This is a genomic window from Sphingobacterium sp., assembly GCF_039596235.1.
In the GTDB taxonomy this organism is placed as follows: domain Bacteria; phylum Bacteroidota; class Bacteroidia; order Sphingobacteriales; family Sphingobacteriaceae; genus Sphingobacterium.
This window is the reverse complement of the sequence record NZ_JBCNKE010000004.1, coordinates 485,435-501,223: the sequence shown is the minus strand read 5'-3', so window position 1 is coordinate 501,223 and position 15,789 is coordinate 485,435. Positions and strand designations below refer to the sequence as shown.

Below are 15,789 nucleotides of genomic sequence, written 5' to 3'. Positions count from 1 at the left end.
GAGCCGATGGTATTGCCGTAACAGGTGGGAGAGTAGGTCGGTGCCTTTTTTTACACGGAAGCCCTTGCTGGAAACAGTCAAGGGCTTCTTTCGTTTGGACAGTTTTGCCGGAACCGGCAGCAACAACAGTAACAACAACTCCAGTAAAGACACCGGTAACTGTAACGATAGCCTTAACAGCAAGACCGTGGCAGCAATAACTGTAGCGGCAAGAGTAACTGTAACCATAACAGCAGCAGCGCTCCCCCCGGAGTTTTGACGGTATAGCAGCGTTTAGGATCATTGCAGATGGGGATAGGATATTGCAGATAGTCTATAGCTTGTCAATACCATGCTGTTGGGGATAGCACTCCCCTTATGGTGGATATTTAATACTCCTAACTCTTATTATGCATTCTGCTGTAATTCCTGTCATCTTATCCGTAGTTACTAAGTAAAAATGTGATCTTGCTTAAATAAATCGCAAATAGGAATATATCAGAATACAATAAAAAGAATTATTTTTTGAGCTTAAAAGCCCTTTAGCGGATTGTTTATAAAATGAGTAACAGCGTGGTGAGAGAGCCCTATTGAGCCTAACAGTTTTTGTGGATCGCTCCGAATAAACCACTCGGGTAAAGACTATACTTTCATTAATAAGTTAACGAGAAAGAGCCCGGTTTTAGAAAACGGGCTCATTATTGATATCGAACAATTAATCTTCTTCCGTATAGAAATCTATTAATGAAGAAATATAGGGATCTTCCCAGCCTTCAGCAATATTCTCATAATCTTCATCTGGAATATTGGTTTGCCTAACCTCTAATGAGGTTCCCTTTTTGTGCTCATGCAACTTTAGTGTAACAATGGAAGGGCTGTCAGTTTCACCAAAATACCACTCCTGGACAATTTTTGAAGATGGCACTAGTTCCAAGAATCGACCTGTAATCGCACCATCCCACAAGGAAAATTCACCGTTAACTGATGCATCTATCGATACAGCATCGCCGGTCCACAGACGGGCCGTAATTTCGGTTGTTAGGGCGAGATAGAGTTGTTCCGGTGTCGCCGGGATAATAGCGTATTTCTTGAGATCTTTCATGATACAAATTTACTCTTTCCCGTAATTTACTACTTATTTTGACTTCATTTTTATTTGTATTAATTTTAGCACAAACTATAGGACACATGAGTAATTTTCTGCCAAATTCATTAGTGAAAAAATTGGGTGTAAACCCACTATTCGATACCGCTGCATTTATAAGTGTACATGAAGAGGGCAAGCGGGCAACGGCCATACGGTTAAACCCGCGAAAATTAAAAGAATGTCCCTTTTCGGATAACAGGCCAGTCCCTTGGTGTGAAGGTGCCTTTTATCTCAACGAACGTCCGATATTCACGCTCGATCCGCTATTTCACGGGGGAGGCTATTATTCGCAGGACGCGTCTTCTATGTTTATAGATCACATTATCCGTAAACTGGAATTAGGTACTAAACCAGTTTATGCTTTGGATTTGTGTGCAGCTCCTGGAGGCAAGTCTACTTTGTTAAATAGTAGTTTGCATCCCGATAGTCTACTTGTCGCCAATGAGATCATCAAGACGCGTGTAAATATCCTCCAGGATAATTTAACCAAATGGGGTAATGCAAATACAGTGGTCACAAATAACGATCCCTCAGCTTTTGACCGATTGCCAGGATATTTTGATGTTATGGTCGTGGATGCACCCTGTTCTGGATCAGGAATGTTTAGAAAGGATGCCGATGCGATAGATGAATGGTCGGAAGCTAATGTTAAACTTTGTAGCGAAAGACAACAACGAATATTGGCAGAAAGTATCACAACATTGAAAAAAGGTGGATACCTTCTTTACTCAACCTGTTCCTATTCTGAAGAAGAGAATGAGGATATAGCTGATTGGTTGATAGGTACTGGAAATTTTGAATCTATAGAAATTGGCATTGATGATAGTTGGGGCATTGAGCATACAAAATCGGTAAAGCATGCTGCGCATGGATATCGTTTTTATCCGCATAAATTAAGTGGAGAGGGTTTTTTTATTACTGTTTTGAAAAAAATAGCTGAACAATCCACATTCAATAGAAAGCGGATAAAACCTGAGAAATCGGATGTGCCGAAGGGAATTATGGACGCTTGGATAGTAAACCATGAGGAATTTTTCCCATTTATCCACCACGAAGATGTCTATATATTTCCAAAAGTATATGAAAATGATTTGAAGTACCTGCAGAATGTACTCTATCTTAAGAATGCGGGAATCAATATAGGGAAACTAAATCGAAAAGAACTTATTCCAAGCCATGCTTTGGCTTTAAGTAATGTTTTGGATCCTGGTTTCCAATATGTGGAACTTTCTCTTGAGGAAGCTCAAAACTATCTTAGAAAAGAAAATGTAATACTAGAGAATATTCCTGTGGGCATGAAAGGTTGGACATTGGCGAAATATAAAGGCTTGTCACTAGGCTGGATAAAGGTCTTACCCAACAGGATCAATAATTATTATCCTAAGGAGCTAAGAATCGTAAATCTCTAAGAGGTGAAAGACATGATATACTTCTTCGGATTCCCGGAGTACGTTATTTTTTCGAGGGGATATGTTGTAAAATGATCGAACAGATATCTTTTGCGACATCTTCCTTCGATTTCAGTGGGAATACCGTACTTTCGCCTGAACGATTGATAATTGTGACTTTATTGGTATCAGTAGCAAAACCAGCACCTTGATCCTGCATGGAGTTCAGAACGATAAAATCAAGGTTCTTTCGGACTAATTTGTCTTTTGCATTTTCAAGCTCGTTGTTGGTCTCTAAAGCGAATCCGATCAGTAATTGCTCTTTCTTCTTTTTTGCTCCCAAAGTAGCGAGAATATCGGTTGTTTTCTTTAGAGCAATCGAAAATTCATTCTCTTTCTTCTTTATCTTCTGAGCGGCAACTTCAATGGGTGTATAGTCCGCAACAGCGGCACTCATGACAATTATGGATGCATCAGCAAAATGCCTTTCGCAGGCTTGAAGCATCTCCGCAGCAGAGGTGACAGGAACAACAGCTATTTGGTCAGGTTTTGGTAATGCGGTAGGTCCCGAAACTAAAGTGACATCCGCACCGAGCTCTTTTAATTGTTGCGCGATAGCATATCCCATCTTTCCGCTGGAATGATTTCCAATAAAACGGACGGGATCTATAGCCTCATAGGTCGGACCAGCAGAAACGAGGGCCTTTTGTCCTGTTAAGGGAAGTTTCCGACTAGAAAAATCTGCTAGGAAGCGAAAAAGCTCTTCCGGCTCGGCCAAACGTCCTTCGCCAACTAGCCCACTGGCTAATTCCCCTTTTTCAGGTGGGATCATTATGTTGCCATAAGCAGCAAGCTTAGCAATATTTGATTGGGTAGAAGGATGTTTCCACATATCTAAGTCCATCGCTGGAGCAAAGAAAACAGGACATTTTGCGGATAAATATACAGCCATCAGCAAATTATCACAGTGCCCATTCGCCATCTTCGCAATGGTATTCGCTGTTGCCGGAGCGACGAGTATATAATCTGCATTTAATGCTATTTCTACATGGTTGTTCCATTCGCCTGTATCTGGTTGATAATAGTCAATTAAAACAGGATTTTTAGAAAGTGTAGAAAGCGTAAGTGGGGTAATGAACGCTGTAGCGTCCGCTGACATAATCACTTTAACATGGGCATCTGCTTTCACAAGCAGACGAATTAGACTTGCAATTTTGTATGCGGCGATACTACCGCATACAGCAATTACAATATTTTTCCCAGCTAAAGCCATCGTTAATCTTTGGAATTAGTCTTGCTCTTTCGAAGGATTTCTGTAGTACACCTTATCGTGTAAAAACTCGTCGATTGCGACCAAAGTAGGTTTTGGCATGCGCTCGTAGTGTTTAGAAATCTCTATTTGTTCGCGGTTTTCGAATACCTCTTCCAAGTTATCGTTATTGCTTGCAAATTCAGCAAGTTTTCCATTTAGTTCTTCTTTAATATCTACTGCAATTTGATTTGCGCGTTTAGAGATAACTACAATGGATTCATAGATATTGTCAGTTCCTTTGTCCAATTGTCTTAAGTCACGTGTAACTGTAGAATTTGGAATTGAATTGTTATTTTTTTGACTCATCTTTTTGGGTATTTTCTTTTTCTTTTTTCGCCTTTTGTTCTTTTATATAAGCTTCTTGCTCAGCAAGAGCTTTGTTATATTCTTTCATGTGAGAAACGGCTGTCTTAATTCCTTTTTCAGAATCCCGACGGATAGATTCCGCCTCTTTGATATGTTTGCTATTGGGATAGTTGCTTGCAAAGCTACGATAATAGTCCAATGTCTCATCATATCTGCTTTCCTGTTTTTGCAGAATACTTTTCGAAGCAAATATGTATTGTGCCTTTAAGGTCAAGAATTCGATCTCCTCAGCGTATTTGGTGTCAGGATATTCTTTCAGTACATTTTGTAAGGCAATTACAGCTGCTCTATAATCATCATTCAGACCCATATCATAATAAAGCCTAGCATTGGCAAAAGCCTTAAGCTCCAGTTTATCTCTTAACTTCTGAATGAGATCTGCTGCTTCTTTGGAGCGTTCAGATTCTGGATAGAGGTTGACAAAAAGCTGTAAGGCATCGATAGCTTTCTTTGTATTTGCCTGATCCAAAGTTGAGCGGGGTGAATCCAAATAATAACAGTAAGCATGCATAAAACGACATTCTTCCGCCCGCGGACTGTTCGGGTAAACATCTGCAAAGTCCTTAAAGTGGTATGCGGCGGAAGTATAATCTTTCAGACGGTAATTGGCAAAAGCCAAATAGTAGTAGATATTTTCTGCTTCAGCCTGTCCACGGAATTTTGTCCGCAAGTCATCAAACAAAACTAACGCCTTTGTATATTTCTTTTTCTCATACAGCTTTACGGCCTCTTCATACTTTTGAGCGATATTATTGCTTGCGCGCAATTTCTCAAATTTACTCTTACAGCCAGTAAACACCAATAGAAACATCATGCCGGCACAGATAGCCGCTATACGCCTATTTAAAAACATTTTACAAAGATAAGTGAATTTGTTATACTAATCAATTAAATTTTACTGCGCAATATAGTTTAATAATTATTTGATCCCAAAAACAACATTTTTTATTAACATTCTTTAACTCGTTGGATACAGTCTGCCGGCTGTATTGTCATGGAGTTGTTGTTTTTCCCCGAGGTAAGTAGCGGAAAAATATAGATTCTAAAATATTTGATTATCTTTACATGTACAATCATTGAATTTAATAAAGAGTATGACTTTAAAAGAAAAAGTGGAGCAAGCATTGGATACCTTGAGACCTTATTTGGAGACTGATGGCGGAAATGTGAGTGTTGAAGAGATTACAGCGGATAATGTCGTGCGATTAAAATTATTGGGCGCATGTGCTTCTTGTTCAATGAGCATTATGACTTTTAAAGCAGGATTGGAACAGGCTATTAAAAAAGCGGTGCCAGAGGTAACAGCGGTAGAAGCAATTAACCTGACTGATCCAGACTCTCCTGATGCCACCTTACCGTCAGTAAATTAGTTTATCTATTAACACAATTTAACGGCCAACTCTGCTGCTTTTGTGTAAATTTGTTCTATGAAGTTGCTGATTCCTATATTATTAGTTTTATCAATATTTTTTGATCCTTCGGCTTTAAGGGCGCAAGAAAGGAAGATCATTCAATATTCCGGTATTGTAACTACTGTGGGGTCGGGGCTTCCCGTTGGTTACGCGACAGTAACTAATCTATCTTTTCGTAACGAATCCGTCGCAGCGAATAATGAGGGTTATTTTTCATTCGTAGCTCATGTGGGTGATACACTCCGTTTTTCCTCAGTAGGATTCGATCCACTTATTGTAACTGTACCTGAAGTCACAGGAGATAAATATACGGCTAGTATCGTCATGCAAAATTTGGTAACAGAATTACCAATGGTAACACCATATCCTTGGGCTAGTATCGAGGAATTTAATATTGCATTTATGAATTTAGATGTATCTGATGATCATATCGTACGCGCAAGAAAAACATTGTCCCATGAGTCTTTGTCTGCGATGGCTGCTGTAGTCCCTCGTGATGGTAACGAGATGCGCTCAATCAATAACGCCCAAAGCTTCAATACGATGAATAATAAGGTCATCAACCAACGTTATGCGAACCCGCTATTGAATCCTTTTGCCTGGGGAAGTTTAATACAACAAATAACGAAGGGAAGCCAGAGTCGCTCCAAAAGTTCCCGTTATTAGTCTGTAGTTTTGAGCTTGTTAAGTTCTTTTACACTTAGTTTTGCTGAGAAGTAAGAAACTAAGCCCGAAATACCCGTGACAGTAATAAACACCAAGACATAGTCACTCCATCGACTGCGCATAGGGTAACTATCCAAAATGGCATTTGCACCGTCTTCAACGCGTATGATGCCATAGGTGGACTGAATATAATTGAATATCGCACCTATGAATAAACCTAAAATACAGCCAATAATTGCAATCATTAACCCTTCGTAAAAGAAAATACGCTGAATTAAACCATTGTTGCCCCCTAAGCTTTTTAGGACTGTCATATCTTTTTGTTTATCCAATACCAGCATCGTTAATGAACCTACGATATTAAAAATGGCGATGACACTGATCAATGTTAAAATAAAAAATACAACCCACCTCTCTACACGTACGTTTCTATATAAGGTCGGATTTTGTTCTTCCCGATTTTTGACTAGATAATCTGCACCTAATTTTTTTTGTAGGTCTTGTTCAAATAACTTGATGTCAGTACCTGCTTTAAGATAGAATTCAATAGCAGACACCCGATCATATTCCCCTAGAACTTCTTGGGCAAATGAAATTGGTGTAATAACTAAATTATCGAAATCCTGTTGGTATCTGAGGACACCTCCTGGATTGATAGATCGAATATTAAATTCCTCAGCGGGATTTGAAGTATTTTTTACTCCTTTTCTTGGTGAATACACCTGGATGAGATCAGGTGCATTTTGCATCGAGATACCGAGATTAGCCTGAACGCTTGCACCTAGTATCGCTAGATTAGTTGAGCCACGTAAGAGTTGATATGCCCCGTCTACGAGGATACTATCGCCCATACGCTTATTTAGTGACCCGGGCTCGATTCCTTTGATGGTTGAAATATACTGTCGGTTCGCATATTGAAGCAGTACCTTCTCTTCGAGTACTTCTGTATAATGGATAACATTCGGATTTCTTCTCAATTCATCAAAGACCGGCTTATTAGCGGCGAATAACTTGCCTTTCTGCGGCTGTATCTTCAGTTCTGGAGCGAATTTGCTATACATGGATATAATAAGCTCCTCCATACCATTGAAGGAGGACAATAGTATGATTAATGCGGCACTACTTACCATAACACCTATCACACTAATCGAGGAGATGATATTAATCGCGTTGACCGATTTTTTTGAAAATAGATATCTCTTGGCAAATAGAAAAGGCAAGTTCATATTTATCCTCGTATAAATGGATTGGAATTCTTTTCAAAGCCTATTGTCGTTGATGGGCCGTGACCGGGGTAGACAAGCGTATCATCGGGTAGCGTATAAAGTCTTTGTTTAATATTGTCCAAAAGCTGCTGATGATTTCCTCCTGGTAGGTCAGTACGGCCAATGCTATTGCGAAAGAGAACATCGCCACCAATTAGAAATTTTTGTGCAGCGCTATAGAAACAGATGTGGGCAGGAGAATGACCAGGTGCTAGGATCACTTCCAGCTCGTCATTGTCTATTTGTATTTTATCTCCATCTTCTAGGAATACTTCTCCAATAGGGGAGATATCATAACGGAATCCCATTTGCGGAGCATAATTCTGAACAGCAACTAATGTCGACAGTTCTCCTTCGTGAAATTGGGGAAGCAGCCCAAACTTCTCATGAATAAAATAATTGCCCAAGACATGGTCGATGTGGCAATGTGTATTCAATAGTAATTTTGGAGTAAGATTATGCAGATCGACAAAAGTTAAAAACTCAGTCTGTTCTTTTTCCCCATACATTCCCGGGTCAATAATTAAAGCATTTCCCTGTTCGTTATACAACAGATAGGTGTTTTCTTGATATGGATTAAAAGTGAATGTTCTGATCGTTAACATAAGGTAAATTTACATTTTTTATTGCGCTCTAGCTAGCGAAAGACTAGCTATTCCAAATTTCCCAATTTTTCTCTGCCTGAAGTAGTAACATTTCATACCCATTTTTTATTCGAGCTCCTTTTTCTTTGCCTTTCTTTAAGAATGCGGTCTCTTCGGGATTATAGATAAGATCGTAGAATAAGTGCTTAGCGGTGATATGTTCGTAAGGAAGAGCTGGAGACTCTGTTATATTGGGAAACGTTCCTACCGGTGAACAATTAATGATTACCGTGTATTCTTCCAGGATCGATGCATTTAATTCCCCATAAGTGAAGTTGTCCGTTTGCTTAGTTCGGCTGACAAGTTTGTACTGAATGCCTAATTTATCTAAAACATAGATGACAGCTTTTGCTGCACCTCCATTTCCCAATATTAGTGCCTTTTTGTCGTGCAGGTCTAAAAGCGGTTTCAGCGATTCTTCAAATCCATAAGCATCAGTATTATAACCTTTCAGGTATGGCCTGCCTTCTGCTGAATGCATAATGCGGATACAGTTTACAGCCTGTATTGCTTTCGCCTCTTCGGATAGCTCGTTCAAATAATCCATGACCTCTATTTTGTATGGAATGGTCACATTCACTCCATAAAAGTCTTTATTCGTAAATATAGACGGAAAATCTGAGATACGTTCAATAGGGTATAAATCATAATCTATGTGTTGAATGTTTTCTCTTTGAAATTTCTCTAAATAATATTTCTTGGAAAAGGAATGTCCTAGCGGAAATCCTATCAGACCTAGTTTTTTCATCGAATGGTTTAATACTTCTTTGGGCAGTGAGCGTGCTTAATCTAATTGAATTGTATTTTATCCCCTCAGGCTCATTCCTAAGGGGATAAGATGCTTTAACCTTAATTTTTTGGTTTTGTATATTTCTTGACAATTTCAGTAATAATCTGATTGCCCTGCAATTGAGGGAGGTAATCAAAGAGGATATAGTGTTTTTCGGGGTTCGTGGCTAAGCCTAGTTCCAAAAAGTTTAACGCCTCATTGTATTGTCCATTTGCAAAAAGATAGGCTACAACACGATAGTATAGTTCTGCTGCTTCAGGATTCTGCGTGATCGCATCGGACATAACATCAATGGCCGCATCAATTTTACTCTGTTCAAATAAGATCGAAGAATAATCGAGCCAGGCATCGATATCGGATGGATTTAATGCAACGACTTTTTTATAAGCTTCTTCGGCTTGATCAATTTGCTGTAGCTTGTATCGGGCATCTGCAATGGCAAACCAATAATCAGGATTTGTATCTTCTAGCTCCAAAGCCTTTTTATAAAAGTGAAGTGCCTCAAAATAACGTTCTTCAAAGTCCAGGGTGACTCCGATTCCAAACCATGCATCTGCGAGTTCGGCGTCTAATTTGACTGCTTTTTTATAGTAATTTCGGGCTTCTTCCATTTGCTCAAGCTTCTCGTAACACTCACCGATAGCGCAATAAGTATCTGCACTGGGTTGTTCGTATTCGAAGGTTTGCTTGTATACGTCCAAGGCCTCCTGGTAACGGTCCAAGTTAACCAATGCGTTTCCTTTGTTAAAATAAGCAGAAGAGAAATCCTCTTTAATTAATATGGCATAATCATATGCATCCAAAGCCTCTTCGAACTTGCTGATTTTATGGTAGGAGTTCCCCAGATTATACCAGGCGTAATACGAATAGGGGTCGGAGTCAATATATTTTTTATAGAAAGATATACTTTCCTCCTGCCTATCAAGTACGTCATAACAATAAGCCAGTTCATAGAGTGCTTCCTGATAGTCCATATTGAGCTCCAGAGCTTTTTTTAAATAGACAATGGCTTTGTCGTAGTTCATCTGTGCCTGAAAAATCATGGCAATATGAAAATAAACCTCATCTTTATTGTCTAATAAAGGTAATGCTTTGAATAACTGATCTAGGGCTTCATCAAATTGCCCGATGCTTCCCAAAATACCACCTCTAATTAGAAATATATCACCTTCTGAGGCTTCCAGCAATTCTGCTTTGTCCAAGGCCGCCAATGCATTCTGATACTGTTGAATTGTTGAAAACAACTGTGCTTGTTTCAGCAAAAAGGTAATATCAAAGGGGTGTTGGCTTATTGCAAATTCAGCTACCTGTAAAGCTTTGACGGGGTCATTTTTTTCAGCGTAGTAGTCTATTATTCCTTCGAAAGCTTTGGAATCAAAAAAATACTGATCCTCGTTTCGAAGCATTTCCTCATATCTGTCCACCGAGATTTTTCTTTCTTCGGGGTTTTCAAATTCAAAATCCTCTTCCATTCTCAAAAAATTAAAATCAGTATTCTTTCCTTAAATCAAAATACTAATTTCTTATCTAATTTGCTTGAATAAATTTTCCACAAATTGGATATCGTCCACAAAGTTAAGGATAAATACCGTCAAAATAAAAAAGCCGGCTCTAGAGCCGGCTTTTAATATAATGGTATAAATTATATACGATTATTTTTTGATCTCAACACGACGGTTTTGAACACGACCTTCTTCAGTTGAGTTAGATGCAACTGGGTTAGCCTCTCCGTAACCGTTAGCAGTGATGCTTGATGCAGGAACACCAGCGTTTACTAAGTATTGTTTTACAGAGTTAGCACGGTCTTTAGACAAAGTCATGTTGTAAGCCTCTGTACCTTCTGCAGATGCATAACCATCTAAAGTCACAGTTGAGTTGTTGTCACGTACTTCTTTAGCCAATTTATCTAAAGTTGAGTAAGAAGAAGTTTTCAACACTGAGCTATCAAATTCAAATTGAATTGGAGCGTAGTAACCGTTAGAAGTAAGATTCTCAGCAACTGGCTCTGGGAATTTGATAGGACATCCTGAACCATCTACTGGAGTACCAGCAGGAGTACCAGGGCATTTGTCAAATTTATCAGATACACCATCACCGTCAGCATCAGCGCTTAAAGTGTTAACTGTACCTTCTAAAGTGCTTACACGTTGTTTTAATGCTTCAACTTCGTTTCTCAATGAAGGATCTTTCAATTCATCATACATTGTAGCAACTGGGTTAGCAAAAGTCAAGTTTTGTTTGTCTTTTGAACCTAAAGTGAACTCTAAACCACCGTATACATTAGCAAAACGTTGTTTAGTGCTTCTATTTCTACCTGGTCCGTACAATAATGCTTCATCAGTGAAGTTCATTGTGTAACCTAAGTTCAAGGCAACAACTTCAGATAATTTGAATTTAGCACCAACACCTACAGGAACGTACATACCTAAACGGTAATCTCTGTCTCCTTTGTATTCGCGGTCACCGAAGATATCTTCACCAACTTTACCTTTGTTGTTGTAAACTTCTTTACCAGTGAAGTCGTTGTTCGCAAATTGAACTGGGTTGTAAGCCATTGTACCGATACCCACTTTTGCATAGAAGTTAACTGCGTTTTCTCTTCTTAAGAAGTCGATTGTACCCAATTGGAATACACCGTTTAAGCTAGCAGCCCAGTTTACATCTGTTTGAGCAGATTTAGCACCAGCAGCGTTCTCAGAAGCAGGTCCTGATTGATCGTGGTTGTAAGTTTTGATCTTACCACGGTTCGCTTCAACTTCTAAACCGAAAAGGTGAGAGAATTGTTTACGTACTGTTAAACCATAGTACTCACCAACTTTGTTTTGGAAGTAACCTACTTTTTGACCAAAGTTATTGTTACCACCAATTAAAGCATTAGGAGTAGTGATACCACCTTGAACTCCGATAGACCAAGTTCTGTATTGTGATCTACCACCGAATACTTGTTGAGCTTGTGCTGTATCAGCGAAACCTAAAGCGGCAACTAATGTAGCAGCAACAGCTGTTTTTTTAATTGTAGAATAGTTCATACTCTTGTTTTTAAGGTTATTATTAATTTTAATTGTTTTCAATGTTGTTATCTTATTTTAATATCTGGAACAGTACAATTGCCGTGCCAAAGTCTTAAAATTATGTTAAATTTTTAAATTTCTGATATTTCGTACTAAATTAAGTATTTAATGTGAAACAACAAAACAAAAATCCGCTACGAAAGTAGCAAATTTTTGTTTTGTTTCAATAGCTTTAAGAAAAAAATTAAGAAATTCTTTCTAAAGTAAATAATGTACGATAACTAATGATAGTCCTCCAAGAATGGCGGACACTGGTATAGTTAACACCCAAGCCCATAATAAACTGATAGTTACCCCCCAACGTACTGCTGAAACGCGTTTTACTACACCGACACCGATAATGGATCCTGTAATGGTATGTGTTGTTGATGCAGGAATTCCGAAATGTTCTGTAATTCCTAAAGTTACAGCACCTGCGGATTCCGCACAGACACCTTCCAATGGGGTCACTTTGGTAATCTTAGTCCCCATTGTTTTAACAATTTTCCAGCCTCCACTCATTGTTCCTGCTGCAATAGCTGCATAACAAGTTAAGGGAATCCACTCTGGCATATGTTCCGTATTTTGCATATAACCGCCGGCAACCATTGCCACTAGGATAATACCCATTACCTTTTGTGCGTCATTACCACCGTGCGCAAAACTTAAGCCTGCAGAGGAAACTAACTGTAATACTTTAAACCATTTTTCAGCTACACTTGGGCGAGAATTTTTCGCCAGATTAATCACAATTAGTGTAATGATGATAGAAATGGTCATACCGATGATTGGCGCCAGAACGATAAAAGCAATGATTTTTAAAGTTGCATCTATATTGATGGCATGGATAGGATCTGCACCAAGAATAAACGCATAGGCCATTCCTGATCCTGCGAAACCACCGATTAAGGTGTGTGAGGAACTTGAAGGTACTCCATAGTACCAAGTGAACAGGTTCCAGCCGATCGCAGCGAGTAAGCCCGCAAAGATAACCTCTAAGGTAATATATTCTTCCAATACCGTTTTGGCAATGGTGTTGGCTACTTTGTGATCTGTAAAGTAGAAATAAGCAGCAAAGTTGAATATGGCAGCCCATAATACAGCCATTGCTGGTGTGAGAACTTTTGTTGATACAATTGTCGCAATGGAGTTGGCAGCATCATGGAATCCATTGATGTAGTCAAACGCAATTGCTAAGACAATCACAACAACGAGTAATGTTGACATCATAATCTCGTAGAATTTTTATGCACTTATGATCGAATGATTATGCGTTTTTAACTAGAATACTTTCTAATACGTTGGCAACATCCTCGCATTTGTCTGTTGCATCTTCCATTGCAGATAATACCTCCTTATGTTTGATTAATGCAACAGCGTCTTTTTCAAACTCAAAAAGATCAGCTACTGCCTTGTCAAAAATATAATCTGCTTTGTTTTCCACGCTATTAATACGTACGCATGAATCCGTGATATTACGGATGTTCTTTAAGTCACGAAGTTCGTGTATTGCTTTGGAGACATGCTCCGTCGCTTCTACTAAAAGATTTGCGATTTCGATCATGGGCTCTGTTGCCTTCTCTAACTTATATAGATCCATTCTATTGGCTGCACCGTGTATGAAATCTGCTACATCGTCCAATGAACTTGCCAAGGAGTGTATATCTTCGCGGTCAAAAGGTGTAATGAAGTTTTTACCTAATTCCAGGTGAATCTGATGCGTGATGTTATCGCCTTTGTGTTCGAGGTCTTCCATCTTACGCGTGAACTCTTTCTTCTTCTCCGGATTGTTTGAGTTAACAATATCTTTTAACAATTGAGACATTTCGATCAAATTGTTACCTGCTTGTTCAAACAAAGGGAAGAATTTTTTGTCCTTTGGAACGAAGTATTGAAAAATGCTATTTAAAGACATATCTTAAATTTATTTTTGCAAAAATAACACCCTAATGTTAAGTTAATGTTAACATTGGTTTTGTTTAAACACAAAAGTGTCATCAATTGTTTAGTCTCCGGTCTGAACTTTTTGCAAAGTAAAGCCAAAAGTGGTTCCTATGCCTTCGGTGCTACGTACATTTACATTTTGTTGATGGGCTTCAATAATATGTTTTACAATAGCGAGTCCTAAACCGGATCCGCCAATATCCCTAGACCTACTTTTATCCGTTCGAAAGAATCGCTCAAAGACACGACTGAGATTTTTTTCTTCGATACCATAACCATCGTCAGTGATTTCTATAAGCACTTGTTCAAAAAGTGGGAAAATTTTTATTTTCGTGGTTCCGCCGGTTTTGCCATACTTAAGCGAATTGTCTATCAAATTATAGAGTACCTGATGTATTTTGTTACGATCGGCTTTAACCCAATGTGGGGTGCCGGTTTTGGGTTTAAACTCGATTTTAATGTTATGTTGTTTGGCTTTGTCCTCCAATGAATATGAGGTGTCTTTGATCAGATCCACAATGTCAAATTTTTCAATGTTTAAGACCATCTTTCCGGACTCCAGCTTCGATATTTCATCTAAATCCTGAATCAGATAATTTAATCGGTCAAGGTTACGTGCTGCTTTATCCAGGAAATTTTTTGCCATCTCCATATCTTCTTCCATCAGTCCGTCTTGGAGCGTTTCGATGTAGCCCTGCGTAGCAAAGAGGGGTGTTTTGAATTCATGGGATATATTGGACAGAAACTCCCGACGAAACTTTTCCTGGGATTTTAATTGTTCAATTTCATTTTTTTTATCTTTTGCCCAAGCTTTTACGTCGTTTTCCGCGTCCGTAATGGGGTCCTCACTGACATGCTCGCCAATCGCATCCTTAAGATCTTTGCCAAGTTTCAGGTTATGAATCAATTTATACATGGTATTGAGACGGCGATAGATGTATTTCTCGAACAGGTAATTGAATAAAAGAAAACAGACGACCAGCGCTACAAAAAAGATAATTAATGCGGTCTGTAGATCATGTTTATAATAATAGCTAATGGTGGAGATCGCAATGCCAACACCAGCGGAGTTTGCCAATAATAATTGTCTAAAATTCATTTGCTGAATAAAAAAGGCCCCTAATTGGAGCCTAAGTTACTTATAATGATATTAATAAATTGTTAAAATTTTCCAATAATAGTCTTGGCTCCGGTAACCTTATCGCCAATGTTCACGTTAATTTCTGTTCCTAAGGGTAAGAATAGATCAACACGCGAACCAAATTTGATAAATCCGAACTCGTCACCCTGAACCACCTGATCATTTTCTTTCACGTACCAGACGATACGGCGGGCCAATGCACCGGCTATCTGACGGAAAAGAACTTCTCTTCCTTCTTTGTCTTTCACAACTACTGTCGTTCTTTCGTTATCTGTAGAGGATTTCGGGTGCCAGGCAACCAAGAATTTTCCGGGATGGTATTTGAAAAATGTGACCAAGCCACTGATGGGGTTTCGGTTCACATGCACATTGACAGGGGACATGAAAATCGAGACCTGTATCCTTCTGTCATGAAAATATTCGTTTTCTTCCGTTTCCTCGATCACAACAACTTTTCCGTCGGCGGGGCATAATATGGTGCCATCCTGTGGAATGACCACTTTCCTAGGGCTTCTAAAAAATTGGACAACAGTAATGAATAGGAATGCTGAAAGGGCATATATAAACCATTTGACATACTGTGGCGCATCATAATAATCCGCGACCGCATTGATGATAAAAATAAAAAGTACAGCAATCGCTAATGTGGTATATCCTTCTTTATGGAATTTCATATCTACTTATT

Annotated in this window: 17 protein-coding genes; 4 read left to right on the top strand and 13 right to left on the bottom strand. The window is 38.9% G+C overall.

The window, feature by feature from the left end; all coding sequences use genetic code 11:
* On the top strand, positions 1-259 hold a 259-nt coding region (locus ABDW32_RS11925; protein WP_343562642.1), incomplete at its 5' end, for a hypothetical protein.
* Positions 260-694: 435 nt separating this feature from the next.
* Here ABDW32_RS11925 and ABDW32_RS11920 read toward each other — a convergent pair.
* Positions 695-1,081: an SRPBCC family protein gene (locus ABDW32_RS11920; RefSeq protein ID WP_343562640.1), complete on the bottom strand. Its 387-nt coding sequence runs from the start codon at positions 1,079-1,081 to the stop codon at positions 695-697.
* Between the two features lie 86 nt (positions 1,082-1,167).
* On the opposite strand from ABDW32_RS11920, the gene ABDW32_RS11915 reads away from it, so the two are divergent.
* Positions 1,168-2,535: an RNA methyltransferase gene (locus ABDW32_RS11915; protein WP_343562638.1), complete on the top strand. Its 1,368-nt coding sequence runs from the start codon at positions 1,168-1,170 to the stop codon at positions 2,533-2,535.
* 43 nt (positions 2,536-2,578) lie between these two features.
* Here ABDW32_RS11915 and coaBC read toward each other — a convergent pair whose 3' ends face one another.
* Genes coaBC through bamD form a run of 3 tightly spaced genes read right to left on the bottom strand, consistent with a single transcriptional unit; the run spans position 2,579 to position 5,045 of the window.
* Positions 2,579-3,787: a bifunctional phosphopantothenoylcysteine decarboxylase/phosphopantothenate--cysteine ligase CoaBC gene (gene coaBC, locus ABDW32_RS11910; protein WP_343562636.1), complete on the bottom strand. Its 1,209-nt coding sequence runs from the start codon at positions 3,785-3,787 to the stop codon at positions 2,579-2,581.
* 15 nt (positions 3,788-3,802) lie between these two features.
* Positions 3,803-4,132, bottom strand: a complete 330-nt coding sequence (locus tag ABDW32_RS11905; protein ID WP_028070932.1) for a DNA-directed RNA polymerase subunit omega — start codon at positions 4,130-4,132, stop codon at positions 3,803-3,805.
* Positions 4,116-5,045, bottom strand: a complete 930-nt coding sequence (gene bamD, locus ABDW32_RS11900; protein WP_343562634.1) for an outer membrane protein assembly factor BamD — start codon at positions 5,043-5,045, stop codon at positions 4,116-4,118. The genes ABDW32_RS11905 and bamD overlap by 17 nt, the downstream gene beginning before the upstream one ends.
* Positions 5,046-5,286: 241 nt before the next feature.
* On the opposite strand from bamD, the gene ABDW32_RS11895 reads away from it, so the two are divergent.
* On the top strand, positions 5,287-5,562 hold the full coding sequence (locus tag ABDW32_RS11895) for a NifU family protein (RefSeq protein WP_343562631.1): 276 nt from the start codon (positions 5,287-5,289) through the stop codon (positions 5,560-5,562).
* Positions 5,563-5,619: 57 nt separating this feature from the next.
* Entirely contained in the window at positions 5,620-6,270 is a 651-nt protein-coding gene (locus ABDW32_RS11890; RefSeq protein WP_343562629.1) for a hypothetical protein, read from the top strand.
* Here the strand turns inward: ABDW32_RS11890 and ABDW32_RS11885 are convergent.
* The 9 genes from ABDW32_RS11885 to ABDW32_RS11845 form a co-directional block, all read right to left on the bottom strand.
* On the bottom strand, positions 6,267-7,496 hold the full coding sequence (locus ABDW32_RS11885) for an FtsX-like permease family protein (RefSeq protein WP_343562627.1): 1,230 nt from the start codon (positions 7,494-7,496) through the stop codon (positions 6,267-6,269). The two genes, ABDW32_RS11890 and ABDW32_RS11885, sit on opposite strands and share 4 nt — an antisense overlap.
* Before the next feature lie 2 nt (positions 7,497-7,498).
* On the bottom strand, positions 7,499-8,140 hold the full coding sequence (locus tag ABDW32_RS11880) for an MBL fold metallo-hydrolase (protein WP_343562625.1): 642 nt from the start codon (positions 8,138-8,140) through the stop codon (positions 7,499-7,501).
* A gap of 43 nt (positions 8,141-8,183) precedes the next feature.
* Complete coding sequence (locus ABDW32_RS11875; RefSeq protein ID WP_343562623.1) at positions 8,184-8,927, bottom strand: shikimate dehydrogenase; 744 nt, start codon at positions 8,925-8,927, stop codon at positions 8,184-8,186.
* Between the two features lie 101 nt (positions 8,928-9,028).
* Entirely contained in the window at positions 9,029-10,441 is a 1,413-nt protein-coding gene (locus tag ABDW32_RS11870) for a tetratricopeptide repeat protein (protein WP_343562621.1), read from the bottom strand.
* A gap of 180 nt (positions 10,442-10,621) precedes the next feature.
* On the bottom strand, positions 10,622-11,998 hold the full coding sequence (locus tag ABDW32_RS11865; RefSeq protein ID WP_343562653.1) for an OmpA family protein: 1,377 nt from the start codon (positions 11,996-11,998) through the stop codon (positions 10,622-10,624).
* Positions 11,999-12,238: 240 nt separating this feature from the next.
* Positions 12,239-13,249: an inorganic phosphate transporter gene (locus ABDW32_RS11860; RefSeq protein WP_077437349.1), complete on the bottom strand. Its 1,011-nt coding sequence runs from the start codon at positions 13,247-13,249 to the stop codon at positions 12,239-12,241.
* A 37-nt stretch (positions 13,250-13,286) separates the two neighbouring features.
* Positions 13,287-13,934: a DUF47 family protein gene (locus ABDW32_RS11855; protein WP_343562617.1), complete on the bottom strand. Its 648-nt coding sequence runs from the start codon at positions 13,932-13,934 to the stop codon at positions 13,287-13,289.
* 90 nt (positions 13,935-14,024) lie between these two features.
* Positions 14,025-15,062, bottom strand: a complete 1,038-nt coding sequence (locus tag ABDW32_RS11850; RefSeq protein WP_343562615.1) for an ATP-binding protein — start codon at positions 15,060-15,062, stop codon at positions 14,025-14,027.
* Positions 15,063-15,124: 62 nt separating this feature from the next.
* The gene (locus ABDW32_RS11845) at positions 15,125-15,778 is read right to left on the bottom strand and encodes a phosphatidylserine decarboxylase family protein (protein ID WP_343562613.1); all 654 of its coding nucleotides are present in this window, start codon (positions 15,776-15,778) and stop codon (positions 15,125-15,127) included.
* Positions 15,779-15,789 lie beyond the last annotated feature (11 nt).

Bases quoted from the DNA above. Each gene is read 5' to 3' on its own strand.
- ABDW32_RS11890 (WP_343562629.1), top strand. From the start codon at position 5,620: ATGAAGTTGCTGATTCCTATATTATTAGTTTTATCAATATTTTTTGAT.
- ABDW32_RS11885 (WP_343562627.1), bottom strand. From the start codon at position 7,496: ATGAACTTGCCTTTTCTATTTGCCAAGAGATATCTATTTTCAAAAAAA.
- ABDW32_RS11880 (WP_343562625.1), bottom strand. From the start codon at position 8,140: ATGTTAACGATCAGAACATTCACTTTTAATCCATATCAAGAAAACACC.
- ABDW32_RS11905 (WP_028070932.1), bottom strand. From the start codon at position 4,132: ATGAGTCAAAAAAATAACAATTCAATTCCAAATTCTACAGTTACACGT.
- coaBC (WP_343562636.1), bottom strand. From the start codon at position 3,787: ATGGCTTTAGCTGGGAAAAATATTGTAATTGCTGTATGCGGTAGTATC.
- ABDW32_RS11850 (WP_343562615.1), bottom strand. From the start codon at position 15,062: ATGAATTTTAGACAATTATTATTGGCAAACTCCGCTGGTGTTGGCATT.
- ABDW32_RS11915 (WP_343562638.1), top strand. From the start codon at position 1,168: ATGAGTAATTTTCTGCCAAATTCATTAGTGAAAAAATTGGGTGTAAAC.
- ABDW32_RS11845 (WP_343562613.1), bottom strand. From the start codon at position 15,778: ATGAAATTCCATAAAGAAGGATATACCACATTAGCGATTGCTGTACTT.
- ABDW32_RS11895 (WP_343562631.1), top strand. From the start codon at position 5,287: ATGACTTTAAAAGAAAAAGTGGAGCAAGCATTGGATACCTTGAGACCT.
- ABDW32_RS11860 (WP_077437349.1), bottom strand. From the start codon at position 13,249: ATGATGTCAACATTACTCGTTGTTGTGATTGTCTTAGCAATTGCGTTT.
- ABDW32_RS11875 (WP_343562623.1), bottom strand. From the start codon at position 8,927: ATGAAAAAACTAGGTCTGATAGGATTTCCGCTAGGACATTCCTTTTCC.
- ABDW32_RS11865 (WP_343562653.1), bottom strand. From the start codon at position 11,998: ATGAACTATTCTACAATTAAAAAAACAGCTGTTGCTGCTACATTAGTT.
- bamD (WP_343562634.1), bottom strand. From the start codon at position 5,045: ATGTTTTTAAATAGGCGTATAGCGGCTATCTGTGCCGGCATGATGTTT.
- ABDW32_RS11920 (WP_343562640.1), bottom strand. From the start codon at position 1,081: ATGAAAGATCTCAAGAAATACGCTATTATCCCGGCGACACCGGAACAA.
- ABDW32_RS11870 (WP_343562621.1), bottom strand. From the start codon at position 10,441: ATGGAAGAGGATTTTGAATTTGAAAACCCCGAAGAAAGAAAAATCTCG.
- ABDW32_RS11855 (WP_343562617.1), bottom strand. From the start codon at position 13,934: ATGTCTTTAAATAGCATTTTTCAATACTTCGTTCCAAAGGACAAAAAA.